Origin of the sequence: Streptomyces sennicomposti, from assembly GCF_019890635.1 — a bacterium.
GTDB lineage: Bacteria > Actinomycetota > Actinomycetes > Streptomycetales > Streptomycetaceae > Streptomyces > Streptomyces sennicomposti.
Genome location: NZ_JAIOAB010000053.1, coordinates 38678 through 50416 on the forward strand (window position 1 = coordinate 38678; position 11739 = coordinate 50416).

The window sequence follows — 11739 nt, forward strand, 5'->3', positions numbered from 1 at the left end:
CCCACCCATCCGTGACCCACCCACCCGTGACACACCCACAGCAAGGGACGAGAAGCAGATGACGGCGACCGAGGCTCGTGCGGCGGGACGCAAACCCGCTCAGATCGTGGACATGTCCTGGGATCCGATCACCCGGATCATCGGCAACCTGGGCATCTACACCAAAATCGACTTCGCCAACCAGGAAGTCGTCGACTGCCGCTCCACCTCCTCCCTCTTCCGCGGCTACTCCGTCTTCATGAAGGGCAAGGACCCCCGCGACGCGGGCTTCATCACCTCGCGCATCTGCGGCATCTGCGGCGACAACCACACCACCTGCTCCAACTACGCCCAGCAGATGGCCTACGGCGTCAAGCCCCCGCCGCTCGCCGAGCACATCACCAACCTCGGCGAAGCCGCGGAGTACATGTTCGACCACACCATCTTCCAGGACAACCTGGTCTTCGTGGACTTCTGCGAGGCCATGGTGAAGGCGACCAACCCGGGCGTCCTGGCCCGCGCCGAACGCACCCAGGCCCCGCGCGGCGACGTGCACGGCTACCGCACCGTCGCGGACATCATGCGCGCCTTCAACCCCTTCGAGGGCGAGGTCTACAAGCAGGCCCTGAAGGTGTCGCGGGTGACGCGGGAGATGTTCTGTCTGATGGAGGGCCGCCATGTGCACCCCTCCACCCTGTATCCGGGCGGCGTGGGCACCATGCCCACTCCGTCGCTGTTCACCGACTACCTCTCCCGCCTCCTGCACGTGGTCGACTTCGTCAAGAAGGCCGTCGCCATGAACGACGACGTCTTCGACTTCTTCTACGAGGCGCTCCCCGGCTACGAGCAGGTCGGTCTGCGCCGCACCCTCCTGGCCTGCTGGGGCGCCTGGCAGAACCCGGACGTCGTGGACTACCGCTACGACACGATGAACACCTGGGGCAAGGCCATGTACGTCACCCCGGGCATCATCGTGGACGGCCGGCTGCGCACCAACAACCTGATCGACATCAACCTCGGTCTGCGCATCCTCCTCGGCTCCTCCTACTACGAGGACTGGACCGCCGAGGAGCCCTTCGTCACCCACGACCCGCTCGGCAACCCCGTCGACATCCGCCACCCCTGGAACCAGACCACGCTCCCCCACCCCCAGAAGCGCGACTTCGACGGCAACTACTCCTGGGTCATGAGCCCGCGCTGGTACGACCAGGAGAGCGGCGACCACCTCGCCCTGGACACGGGCGGCGGCCCGCTCGCCCGCCTGTGGTCCACCGCCCTGAGCAACATCGTGGACACCCCGTACATCAAGACCACCGGCCACAGCGTGCGGATCACCCTGCCCAAGGGCGAGTCGCTGCCGGAGACCACGCTGGAGTGGAACATCCCGAAGTGGTCCAACACCATCGAACGCGACCGCGCCCGCCCGTACTTCATCGCCTACGCCGCCGCGATGGCCTTCCAGTTCCTGGAGGAGGCCACCTCCCTCGTCCGGGCCGGAAACACCCAGGTCTTCACCAACTTCGAGGTGCCCGACGAGGCGATCGGCTGCGGCTTCCACGAGGCCGTCCGCGGCGTCCTCTCGCACCACCTCGTCATCCGGGACAAGAAGATCGCCAACTACCACCCCTACCCGCCCACCCCCTGGAACGCCAGCCCCCGCGACCACTACGGAACCCCCGGCCCGTACGAGGACGCCGTGCAGGGGCAGCCGATCTTCGAGGAGAACGGGCCCGACGACTTCAAGGGCGTCGACATCATGCGCACCGTCCGCAGTTTCGATCCCTGTCTGCCGTGCGGCGTGCACATGTATCTCGGCAACGGCAAGACCCTCACCACCACCCACACGCCCACCTACGGCAGCCAGTCGTGACCGAGCCGGGACACACCTCACCCGAGCCGGGACACACCTCGCCCGGCGGCCGGCTCGGGGACCCGGAGGTCGAGGCGCGGCTCGCGAGGATCGACGAGGTGCTCGCCGGTCTGGAGGCCGCGCCCGGTCCCACCGTGCGCTCCGCGCTGGAGGCGGTGGGCCTGCTCACCGAGGTCTACGGCGAGGCGCTGACCCGCATCCTGGAGCACGCGGACCCGGCCCTGGCCGAACAGCTCGCCGAGGACGAGCTGTTGGGGCATCTTCTGGTCCTGCACGGAATCCACCCGGAGCCCCCGGAGCAGCGGGCCGCGCGGGCGGTGGAGCGGCTGCGCCCGGCCGTGCGCGAGCGCGGCGGCGACGTGGAGTGGGCCGGTCTGGACGGGCAGGTGGCCCGGGTGCGGCTGAGCACGGGCGGCGGGTGCGGCGGGGGCTGCGGCAGCGGCGCGGCGGACGTCACGGAGGCGGTGCGCGAGGCGGTCCTCGCCGCCGCTCCCGAACTGACGGCGGTGGAACCGGTGCCCGAGGTGCGGCGGGCGGCGCCCGCGTTCGTGCCGCTGGGTTCCCTGACGCGCCGGGACGGCGGCGCGACCCGGGCGCGGGAGACCACGTGAGCGGGGACGGTGCGCTGGCCCGGCTGATCCGCTCCTCGGCCGACCGTTCGGCGGCAGCGGCGGCGCAGGCGTGCGAACTGTGCGCCGCCCCGGTGCCGGACGAGCATCCGCACCTGTACGACATGGAGCAGGCGGAGGTGCGGTGCGCCTGCCGCCCGTGCTCGGTGCTGTTCGCCGGGGACACGGCGGGCGGCGGCCGGTTCCGGTGCGTCCCCCGGCGGCGGCTGAGGCTGCGCCGGGTGGACACCGAGGCGCTGGGTGTGCCGGTCGGGCTGGTGTTCTTCGTGCCGCACGACGACGGCGCGGTCACCGCCCAGGGGCCGAGCCCGGCGGGGTCCATGCGGTGGGAGGTGGACGCGGCGGCCTGGCGGCGGGCCGGCGAGCGGTGTCCCGAACTCGCCTCGATGGAGCCGGAGGTGGAGGCGCTGCTCGTGAACACCGTGCACGGGCTGGACCATCACTGGATCGTGCCGGTGGACGACTGCTTCCGGATGGTGGCGGTCGTCCGCCGGGAGTGGCGCGGGCTGTCCGGCGGCGGCCGGGTGTGGCCCGCCGTCACGGAGTTCTTCGAGCAGCTGACCGAGCAGCATTGAGGCGAGCGGCGGCTGTCCGGCGCCGCCGACCGGGCCGAGTCACAGGGAGTCGCCGTGCACGAGTTGTCGATCGCGTCCGCGATCGTGGAGCGGGCCGGGGAACTCGCCCTGGCGGACGGCGTGGAGACCGTCTCGGCGGTGACCGTGCGGGTGGGCGAGCTGTCCGGAGTGGTGCCGGACGCGCTGGACTTCGCCTTCGAGGCGGTCCGGGAGGGCACCGCGCTGGCGGGCGCCCGGCTCGTCGTGGAACAGGTGCCGGCGCGGGCGTACTGCGATGCGTGCGCGGCCGAGTTCGCGGTGGGCATGCCGCCCTTCTTCTGGTGCCCGCACTGCGACCGCCCCTCGCGGGATCTGCGCACGGGACGGGAGTTGGAGATCGTCCGCGTCGACCCGGAGCCGCTGCCGACGAGTTGACTTGGCGTCAGATGAAAGCGGCCCCGTCGGCGTCCGAGGCGCCGGCGGGGCCGCTGCTCGTGGGTTCCCTCGTGGGATCAGCAGATGCGCGGGAGTTGCTCCCCCAGAGGCAGGTCCACGACGCGGGTGCCGCCGAGGCTGGTGGCGACGACGACCATGCCGGGGTGTTCGGCGACGCACTCGCCGATCAGCGCGGCGCCCGCGCCCTGCGGATGGGCGCGCATGGCGTCGAGGACCTCGTCGGCGTCGGCGGGCGGCACGAACGCGACGAGCCGGCCCTCGTTGGCGACGTAGAGCGGGTCCAGGCCGAGGAAGCCGCAGGCGTTGACGACGGCGTCCGGGACGGGGATCGCCCGCTCGGTGAGCCGGACGCCGGTGCCGGAGGCGCGGGCGATCTCGTTGAGGGAGGCGGCCAGTCCGCCGCGGGTGGGGTCGCGCAGGACGTGGACGTCCGGGGTGACGGCGAGCATCGCTGCCACCAGATCGGCCAGCGGCGCGGTGTCGCTGGCGACCTCGACGCCGAATTCCAGGCCCTCCCGGACGCTCATCACGGCCACGCCGTGCAGGCCGATGGGGCCGCTGACGATGACGGCGTCGCCCGGCCGGGCCCGCTGCGGGCGGATGTCCACCCCTTCGGGGACCAGGCCCACGCCGGCGGTGGTGACGTAGATCCCGTCGCCGTGGCCGGCCTCCACCACCTTGGTGTCGCCGGTGGCGACGGTGACGCCGGCCGCCTCGGCCGCCGCGCCCATGGCGCGGGCGATCCGGTCCACGACGGCCAGCTCCACGCCCTCCTCCAGGACGAAGGCCGCCGACAGGTAGGCGGGGCGGGCGCCGCTCATCGCCAGGTCGTTGACGGTGCCGTTGACCGCGAGGTCGCCGAGGCTGCCGCCGGGGAAGAACAGCGGCCGTACGACGTAGGAGTCGGTGGAGAACGCCAGCCGGGCGCCGCCCAGGTGGAGGACGGCGGAGTCGCCCATGGCGGCCAGGACGGGGTTGCCGTAGGCCGGGGCGAAGACGTCCTGGATCAGTTCGGCGGACAGGGCGCCGCCTCCGCCGTGGCCCATGACCACGACCGGCTGGTCGCGCAGCGGGGCGGGGCAGGTCCAGTTCGCGGGGTCGACGGGGGCTTCGGCCGCCGCGGGAGCCAGTTCAGCCAACGGGGTTCATCTCCTCCTGCGCGGCGCGGGTGCCCTGGGGCGTGCTCACCGGCACGGGCGCGCTCGGGACGGCGGGTCCGGTCATCCGGCGGTAGAGGTAGTAGGCGGCGCAGGCGCCCTCGCTGGAGACCATGGTGGCCCCGAGCGGGGTGCGCGGCGTGCAGGTCGTGCCGAAGGCGGAGCACTTGGTGGGTTTGATCAGTCCTTGCAGGACCTCGCCGGCGCGGCACACCGCGGGTTCCTCGGTGCGGATGCCGGTGACGTCGAAGCGGTGCTCGGCGTCGTAGGCGCGGTAGGCCTCCGACAGCCGCCAGCCGCTGCCCGGGATGCGTCCGATGCCGCGCCAGGCCCGGTCGGTGACCTCGAAGACCTCCTCCAGCATGCGCAGGGCGGCCGGGTTGCCGCTCTCGCGCACCGCGCGCGGGTAGGCGTTCTCCACCCGGTGCTCGCCGCGCTCCAGCTGGTGGACGGCGCGGCGGATGCCCTCCAGGATGTCCAGCGGTTCGAAGCCGGTGACCACGATGGGGACGCGGTGCCGCTCGGCGAGTCGCGGGTACTCGGCGGTGCCCATGACGCTGCACACGTGCCCGGCGGCCAGGAAGGCCTGCACCCGGCAGGCGGGGGCGGTCATGATGGCCTCGACGGCCGGGGGAACCCGCACATGGGAGACCAGCAGGCTGAAGTTGTCGAGGCCGAGACGGCGGGCCTGGTGGACGGCCATGGCGTTGGCGGGCGCGGTCGTCTCGAAGCCGATGGCGAAGAACACCACCTGCCGGTCGGGGTGGCGGCGGGCCAGCTGGAGGGCGTCGAGCGGCGAGTACACCACCCGTACGTCGCCTCCCTCGCCCTTGACCCGGAACAGGTCCCGGTCGGTGCCCGGCACCCGCAGCATGTCGCCGAAGGAGCAGAAGATCACGTCGGGGCGCGCGGCGATCTCCAGGGCCTTGTCGATGACCTCCAGCGGCGTCACGCACACCGGGCAGCCGGGGCCGTGGATCAACTCGACATTCTCGGGAAGCAGTTGGTCGATGCCGTGGCGGATGATGGAGTGGGTCTGGCCGCCGCAGACCTCCATCAGCGCCCAGGGCCGGGTGGCCGTCGCGTGGATCTCGTCCAGCAGCCGCCGGGCCAGGTCGGGGTCGTTGAACTCGTCGATGTACTTCATCGGGCCTCACTCCCGTTCCGCTCGGCCGCGACGGCGCCCGCCGCCCGCGGCGCCGTGGCCTCGGCCTGCCGTTCGGTGTCCTCCGCCTGCTGTGCCGCCTGCGCCCAGGGGTCGCCGAACTCCTCCTCCAGCAGTCCCAGTTGCTCGAACAGCTCCAGGGAGGCGCGGGCCGACTCCTCGTCCAGCCGTTGCAGGGCGAAGCCGACGTGGACGATGACGTACTCGCCCACCCGCAGGTCGGGCAGGTACTCCAGGCACGCCTGTTTTCGCACCCCGCCGAAGTCGATCAGCCCGGTGAGCGGGTCGGCGCGGTGGTCGATGGACACGACCTTGCCGGGCACTGCCAAGCACATGGGTCACTCCGTCTCGTCGCTGTCTGAGTCCGCCGGCCGGGCCGGCTCGTACGGTCGGGTCGGCCCGCTCCATCGGGCCGGCTCATGCGGCCCGGCCCGCTCATCCGTCCGGCAGGGTCGTACGCCGGCCCGGGCGCGGCCGGGCCGGTCACTCGCGCCGCCGTTCGTGCGCCGCCACGACCAGTTGCCCGAGGGCCAGGCCGCCGTCGCCCGGCGGGACTTCGCCGTGGCGCAGCACGGTGAGGCCGGCCGCCGTCAGCCGTGCGGCGCACTCCTCCTCCAGCAGACCGTTGGCGAAGACGCCGCCGGTGAGGACGACGGTGGTCAGGCCGGTGGCGGCGCGGGCGCGCCGGCAGATCTCCGCGACCGCCCGCGCCACGCCCCGGTGGAATCGGGCCGCGAGGACGGGCGCGGGTGTGCCGCGCCGCCGGTCGGCGAGGAGGGCGCGCAGCAGGGGCGCGGGGTCGCAGCGCAGCGGACCGGGGCCGTCGGTGTATCCGAAGGGGTACGCGACCGTGTCCGCGTCCCGGGCCTCGCCGGCCGCCGCCTCCAGCTCCAGGGCGGCCTGCGCTTCGTAGTGGGCGCGGTGGCAGACGCCGGTGAGGGAGGCGACGGCGTCGAAGAGGCGGCCCATGCTGGAGGTCGGCACACAGGCGAGCCCGCGTTCCAACTGCCTTCTGAGCACTACCAGTTCCTCGGGTGAGCAGGCGGCGACGCTGGGCAGGCGGGGGTCCCAGTCCAGTCCGGCGGCCCACAGCCGGGCGAGCGCGAGCCGGCACGGGTTGGCCACTGCGGCGTCGCCGCCGGGCAGCGGGGCGGGGGCGAGGTGGGCGAAGCGGCGGTGGCCGGCGTAGTCGGCGAGCAGGAACTCCCCGCCCCAGACGGTGCCGTCGTCGCCGTAGCCGGTGCCGTCGAAGGCGACGCCGATCACCGGCCGGGCGCCGTCGAGTCCGTGCTCGGCCATCGCCGAGGCGATGTGCGCGTGGTGGTGCTGGACCGACACCGGTTCGGGCAGGCCGAGTTCGTCCGCCCTGCGGCGGGCGAGGCGGGCCGAGTGGTAGCCGGGGTGGCGGTCGGCGGCGACCAGAGTCGGGGTCACTCCGGTGAGCCGCAGCAGGTGCCGTTCGGCGCGTCCGGCGGCCTCCAGTCCGGCCAGGTCGCCCAGGTCGCCGATGTGCGGCCCGAGCCAGGCGTGTTCGCCGTCGCCGACGCCGAGCGCGTTCTTCAGGTCGCCGCCCACCGCGAGGGCGGGGCGCACCGGGACCGGGAGGCGCAGCGGACGCGGCACATGGCCGCGGGAGCGGCGCAGTACCTGTTCGGTGCCGTCGGGGCGCACCCGCAGCAGTGAGTCGTCGCACGGGGAGGCGATGGGGCGGTCGTGGGCGAGCCAGGCGTCGGCCAGCCCGGCGAGCCGGGTCAGCGCGTCCTCGTCGTCCGTGACGATGGGCTCGCCCGAGCGGTTGCCGCTGGTCATGACGAGCACCCGGGGGCCGGGCGGGTCGCCGGGCAGGCCGAACAGCAGGGTGTGCACGGGGGTGTAGGGCAGCAGCACGCCGATGTGCGGGCTGCCGGGGCACACCTCGTCCGCGATGCGCGGCCCGCCGGGCCGGGTGCGGCGGCGCAGCAGCACGATGGGGCGGCGGGGGCCGGTCAGCGCGGTCCGCTCGGCCTCGGTCAGGTCGGCGATCTGCTCGGCGGTGGCCGGGTCGGCGCACATCACCGCGAACGCCTTGCCGCCGCGTTCCTTGCGGGCGCGCAGGGCGGCGACGGCGCGGGAGTCGGTGGCGTCGCAGGCCAGGTGGTAGCCGCCGACGCCCTTGACGGCGACGATCCGCCCCGCGGCGAGCAGGTTCCGGGCCGCCGCGAGCGCCTCGGCGTCCCGGGCGGGGCGCAGGCCGCTGCCCTCGGCGGGCACCAGGCGGAGCCGGGGGCCGCAGTCGGGGCAGGCGACGGGCTGGGCGTGGAAGCGCCGGTCGGCGGGGTCGGCGTACTCCCGGGCGCAGGCGGGGCACAGGGGGAAGCCGGCCATGGTGGTGGCGGGGCGGTCGTAGGGCATCGCGGTGGCGACGGTGAAGCGGGGGCCGCAGTGGGTGCAGGTGATGAAGGGGTGGCGGTGCCGGCGGTCGGCGGGGTCGGCCAGTTCGCGCAGGCAGTCGGGGCAGGTGGCGGTGTCGGGTGGGAGGTGGGTGCGGCCGGTGGAGTTCTCGGTGGGCCGGATGGTGAAGGGTCCGGCGGTCCCGGTGGCGGGCACCTCCTCGGCGCCGACGCCGGTGACGGCGGCCAGCGGCGGCGGCTGCCGGATCAGCCGGTCGCAGAAGCTCGCGACGCCGTCCGGCGGTCCCTCCACCTCGATCAGCACGCCGTTCGCGGTGTTGCTCACGAAGCCGGCCAGCGCCAGGTCGGCGGCGAGCCGGTGCACGTACGGCCGGAAGCCCACGCCCTGCACGGTGCCCCGCACGGTGAGCCGGCGGCGCACCGGGCCGGTGGCCGCAGCGGTCATGAGGCGGGGGCGGGTGTGACGGCCGGCGCCGGGTGGGAGTGGTCGTGGCCGCCGTCGTGCGCGGGGTCGCCGTCGCCGGGGTGGGGGCGGGCCTCGTCGTGCGGGTGGGGGTGGTCGTGGGGGTGGACGTGATCGCCGGGGTGGGTGTGTTCCCGGCCGTGGGTGTGGGCGTGGTCGTCGTCGTGGGTGTGACCGTGCGGGTCGTCGTGGGTGTGACGGTGACCGTCGTCGTGGGTGTGACGGTGACCGTCGTCGTGCGGGTCGTCGTGGGTGTGGCCGTGGTCGTGGGGGCGGGGGGCCAGGGGCGGGCGGTGCGGTGGGGCCGCGTGGCGGGTGGCGAGCGCCCGGTCCAGGACGGTGTCCACGCCCTCGCCGGTGCGGGCGCAGCTCCGTACGATCTCCACCCCGGGGTTGACCCGGTGCACGTTCGCGCGGAAGGCGGCCTCGTCGAATCCGGCGGGTGCGGCGAGGTCGGTCTTGGTGGTCACGACGAGGTGGGCGGAGCCGAAGGCGGTGGGGTACTTCAGCGGTTTGTCCTCGCCCTCGGTGACGGCCATCAGCACGATCCGCAGCGTCTCGCCGAGGTCGTAGGAGGCGGGGCAGACGAGGTTGCCGACGTTCTCCACGAACAGCACGGCGGTGTCGTCGGGGAGCCAGCCCTCCAAGCGGCGGCGCACCTGACGGGCCTCCAGATGGCACAGGCCGTCGGTGAGGACCTGCTGCACCGGGGCGCCCGAACGGGCCAGCCGGCGCGCGTCGTTCTCGGTGGCCAGGTCCGCGGTGAGCGCGGCGACCGGGACGCCCCGCCCGACGGCGCGGGCCAGCACCCGGCCGAGGAGTTCGGTCTTGCCGCTGCCGGGGCTGGACAGCAGGTTGACCACGGTGACGCCGCGCCGGGCCAGGTCGTCGCGCAGGGTGTGGGCCAGGTCGTCGTTCTTGGCGAGCACGGCCTGCTTGACGTCGACGGACCGGCACATGGCGCATCTCCTCGGGGTCGGCTGGGGAGGGCCGGTCCGCGGTGCGCCGCCCGGGGTGGGCGCCGCGGGGACCGGGTCCCTCACCGATCCTGGGGCGCTCCGGCCGCCAGGTGCGGCAGCGCAGCCGTGTGCGGGGGCGCGGATTCGTCCGGGCGGCGCAACGGCGGGGTGGCCGCGGGGTCGGCGAGGAGCACCGGGATCATGGTGTGCAGGGCCGTGACGGCGTGTTCGACGGCCGCGCGGACCGGGGCGCTGAGGCCCGGCATGATGTCCTCGTCGCCGCGCGGCACCGTCTCGGGTTCGCAGGCCAGCACGAGGACGCGGGGCAGCGGCCCGTCGCCGAGCCGGGCGGCCAGGGCCAGCACCTTGGCCGGGTCCATGCCGTGCGCCTCCGGCGGGGCGCAGTCGGCGCCGGCCGGGAGGTCGGGCTCGATCAGGGAGAGGGTGCCGGGCCGGTGGCCGCGCGGGGCGGCGTCGACGAGGACGGCGGCTGCGTAGCCGGTGAGGAGTTCGTAGGCGAGGTCGAGGCCGCGGATGCCGAAGTCGCGCACCCGGACCTCGGGGGGCAGCGGGCGGTCCTGGAGGGCGCGCAGCACCTCGGGGCCGAAGGCGTCGTCGGCGAGGAAGATGTTGCCGACGCCGGCGACGAGCAGCCGGGCGGTCGGTGCGGCGTCGCCCGTCATCGGACGCCCCCGGGGAGCGGGGCGGGAAACGCGTCGGCTGCGGGCCGGGCGCCCGTGACGGGGAGCGGGGTGTCCGTGGCGGGGAGCGGGGGCGTGGCGGTGGCGAGGGGGGTGTCCGTGTCCATGACGCGGAATGTTCGCCGTCCGGCGCGGTGGCGCGAAGGACCGGCGCGGCGTTTCGCGCGGCCGGGGCGCTGTCGTCCGCCATCCGGATCGAATCCCGTCGGCGGTCCGCGCGGGGGCCCCGGGGAGTCGGCGTGTCGCGGTGCTACTTTCCGTTCATGTGATGTAACAGTCTGCGCATGATCTGGCAACAGAACATCGACAGAGCCTCCGCCCCGCTCGCCGAGGCCCCCGCCCGCCCCTCCCGTCGCACGCTGCGCGGCGCCCTGCTGGCCGCGGCGACCACCGCCGCCCTGGCCGGCGGCCCGACGGCGGCCGCGGCTCCCGCCGAGGCCCGCACGGCCGACTGGGACGCCATCGCCGCCTGCGAGTCCGGCGGCGACTGGAAGGCCAACACCGGCAACGGGTACTTCGGCGGGCTGCAGTTCAGGCAGTCCAGCTGGATCGCGGCCGGCGGTCTGAAGTACGCGCCCCGGGCCGATCTCGCCACCCGCGAGGAGCAGATCATCGTGGCCAAGCGGCTGGCCGTCCTCCAGGGGATGTCGGCCTGGGGCTGCGCGTAGGCCGCCGGTGTGCGGCCCGGCGGTCGCACCTCTCCCGGCCCGCCGGGCCGCACACCGACTCCGGCCCGACGACCGTCAGCCGTACCTGACCTGACGGGCCGTAGACCTCCGTGAGCTCCGCCCCCTGAGCTCCGCCCCCAGTCCCGTCAGCACAGCATCGACAGGGCGCCGGGCAGGACGCGGGCCGTGACGGGCAGGACGGCGTCGACCTCGCCGTCGGCGCCGTACGGTATCTCCCGGTCGGCGGCGACGCTGATCTCCCGGCCGCGCAGGACCCGCACCTCGGGGCGGTCCACGTGGCCGCCCGTCCTCAGCTCGTTCATCAGGGTGAAGAACAGCCGGCGCGGGGCGGCGCGGATCAGCACCACGTCGAGCAGGCCGTCGTCCACCCGGGCCCCGGGCGCGATCATCCGGCCCGAGCCGTAGTACGCCGAGTTGGCGGCCACCACGGTGTAGCCGCGGTGGGTGTGCTCCTCGCCGTCGACGGTGACGCGGTACGTCGCCGCCCGCCAGGTGGCGACGGCGCGCAGTCCGCCGGCGTAGTACGAGGCGGCGCCGCGCAGCAGCCTGGCGTGGTTGGCGTGCCGGTTGGCGAGCGCGTCGACGCCCGCGTACACGCTGCCGAGGACGACGGTGCGGGGGTGGACGGCGGACTCCACCTCGATGGTGTCCACGGGGCGCGGGGCGTGGTGCAGCAGGACGCGGGCCAGTTCGTCCGGGTCGGCGGGCAGGCCGAGCGCGCGGGCGA

Annotated in this window: 11 protein-coding genes and 1 pseudogene; 5 read left to right on the top strand and 7 right to left on the bottom strand. The window is 74.4% G+C overall.

Translation table 11 applies throughout. The features are described from left to right. Positions 1-58: 58 nt before the first annotated feature. Genes K7787_RS24520 through hypA form a run of 4 tightly spaced genes read left to right on the top strand, consistent with a single transcriptional unit; the run spans position 59 to position 3467 of the window. A complete protein-coding gene (locus K7787_RS24520) occupies positions 59-1849 on the top strand; it encodes a nickel-dependent hydrogenase large subunit (protein WP_223002965.1) in 1791 nt (596 codons plus the stop codon). After that, positions 1846-2460, top strand: coding sequence for a NifU-related iron-sulfur-binding protein (locus K7787_RS24525; RefSeq protein WP_223002966.1), 615 nt, complete (start codon positions 1846-1848; stop codon positions 2458-2460). The genes K7787_RS24520 and K7787_RS24525 overlap by 4 nt, the downstream gene beginning before the upstream one ends. Further along, entirely contained in the window at positions 2457-3053 is a 597-nt protein-coding gene (locus tag K7787_RS24530) for a DUF5947 family protein (protein ID WP_019983586.1), read from the top strand. The genes K7787_RS24525 and K7787_RS24530 overlap by 4 nt, the downstream gene beginning before the upstream one ends. Positions 3054-3107: 54 nt before the next feature. Continuing rightward, positions 3108-3467, top strand: coding sequence for a hydrogenase maturation nickel metallochaperone HypA (gene hypA / locus K7787_RS24535; RefSeq protein WP_223002967.1), 360 nt, complete (start codon positions 3108-3110; stop codon positions 3465-3467). A gap of 77 nt (positions 3468-3544) precedes the next feature. On the opposite strand, the gene hypE is transcribed toward hypA, so the two are convergent. The 6 genes and pseudogenes from hypE to K7787_RS24565 form a co-directional block, all read right to left on the bottom strand. After that, positions 3545-4627, bottom strand: a complete 1083-nt coding sequence (gene hypE, locus K7787_RS24540; RefSeq protein ID WP_282107283.1) for a hydrogenase expression/formation protein HypE — start codon at positions 4625-4627, stop codon at positions 3545-3547. After that, the gene (hypD, locus tag K7787_RS24545; RefSeq protein ID WP_223002968.1) at positions 4620-5792 is read right to left on the bottom strand and encodes a hydrogenase formation protein HypD; all 1173 of its coding nucleotides are present in this window, start codon (positions 5790-5792) and stop codon (positions 4620-4622) included. The genes hypE and hypD overlap by 8 nt, the downstream gene beginning before the upstream one ends. Beyond that, positions 5789-6145 (bottom strand): HypC/HybG/HupF family hydrogenase formation chaperone, encoded by a 357-nt coding sequence (locus K7787_RS24550; protein ID WP_199294066.1) that lies wholly within the window; start codon positions 6143-6145, stop codon positions 5789-5791. Before K7787_RS24550 ends, hypD begins: the two co-directional genes overlap by 4 nt. Before the next feature lie 148 nt (positions 6146-6293). Beyond that, positions 6294-8645, bottom strand: a complete 2352-nt coding sequence (gene hypF, locus K7787_RS24555) for a carbamoyltransferase HypF (protein WP_223002969.1) — start codon at positions 8643-8645, stop codon at positions 6294-6296. Positions 8646-8917: 272 nt separating this feature from the next. Then, positions 8918-9622: pseudogene (hypB, locus tag K7787_RS24560) on the bottom strand (hydrogenase nickel incorporation protein HypB); the annotation flags it as partial. 80 nt (positions 9623-9702) lie between these two features. Continuing rightward, positions 9703-10305, bottom strand: a complete 603-nt coding sequence (locus K7787_RS24565; RefSeq protein WP_223002971.1) for a hydrogenase maturation protease — start codon at positions 10303-10305, stop codon at positions 9703-9705. A gap of 302 nt (positions 10306-10607) precedes the next feature. Between K7787_RS24565 and K7787_RS24570 the strand changes: the two genes are divergently transcribed. Then, positions 10608-10991, top strand: a complete 384-nt coding sequence (locus K7787_RS24570) for a transglycosylase family protein (RefSeq protein ID WP_019983577.1) — start codon at positions 10608-10610, stop codon at positions 10989-10991. A gap of 146 nt (positions 10992-11137) precedes the next feature. On the opposite strand, the gene K7787_RS24575 is transcribed toward K7787_RS24570, so the two are convergent. Then, on the bottom strand, positions 11138-11739 hold a 602-nt coding region (locus tag K7787_RS24575), incomplete at its 5' end, for a diacylglycerol kinase family lipid kinase (RefSeq protein WP_223002972.1).

Excerpts from the sequence above, each read along its gene's own strand:
- K7787_RS24520 (WP_223002965.1), top strand. The coding sequence starts at position 59 with ATGACGGCGACCGAGGCTCGTGCGGCGGGACGCAAACCCGCTCAGATC.
- hypF (WP_223002969.1), bottom strand. The coding sequence starts at position 8,645 with ATGACCGCTGCGGCCACCGGCCCGGTGCGCCGCCGGCTCACCGTGCGG.
- hypD (WP_223002968.1), bottom strand. The coding sequence starts at position 5,792 with ATGAAGTACATCGACGAGTTCAACGACCCCGACCTGGCCCGGCGGCTG.
- K7787_RS24570 (WP_019983577.1), top strand. The coding sequence starts at position 10,608 with ATGATCTGGCAACAGAACATCGACAGAGCCTCCGCCCCGCTCGCCGAG.
- K7787_RS24550 (WP_199294066.1), bottom strand. The coding sequence starts at position 6,145 with ATGTGCTTGGCAGTGCCCGGCAAGGTCGTGTCCATCGACCACCGCGCC.
- K7787_RS24565 (WP_223002971.1), bottom strand. The coding sequence starts at position 10,305 with ATGACGGGCGACGCCGCACCGACCGCCCGGCTGCTCGTCGCCGGCGTC.